At 42.6% G+C, this 453-nt stretch carries 1 protein-coding gene; it reads left to right on the top strand.

Annotation, left to right across the window (positions count from 1 at the left end; all coding sequences use genetic code 11):
* Positions 1 to 453 (top strand): ABC transporter ATP-binding protein (locus ETC00_RS19840; protein WP_171567756.1); only part of this gene is annotated, 453 nt, incomplete at both ends.

The following is a 453-nucleotide window of genomic DNA, read 5'->3' as shown; positions in this document are numbered from 1 at the left end:
CATGAAAATATTGCGTTAGCATCGGAAAAACGGATGAAAGAAATACGTGGGAATGAAATGGCGATGATTTTCCAAGAGCCGATGACGTCGTTAAATCCGCTTTTTACGATCGGTAACCAAATGATTGAAGCGATTCGTATTCATGAAAAAATAAGCAAACTAGAAGCGCGAAAGCGAGCCATTGATATGCTTAAACTTGTCGGTTTGCCTCGTGCTGAGGAGATCATTGATGAATATCCGCATCAGCTATCAGGAGGCATGCGGCAGCGCGTGATGATTGCGATGGCGATGGTATGCAATCCATCTTTATTAATTGCAGACGAGCCAACGACTGCTTTAGACGTGACGATTCAGGCACAAATTTTACATTTGATGAAACAGTTAAACGAACAATTCGGCACAGCGATTATGATGATCACACACGATTTAGGAGTCGTCGCTGAAATGTGTCAT

Origin of the sequence: Brevibacillus sp. MCWH, from assembly GCF_013096935.1 — a bacterium.
Classification (GTDB): domain Bacteria; phylum Bacillota; class Bacilli; order Brevibacillales; family Brevibacillaceae; genus Brevibacillus; species Brevibacillus aydinogluensis.
This window is presented reverse-complemented; position numbering and strand designations above follow the sequence as displayed.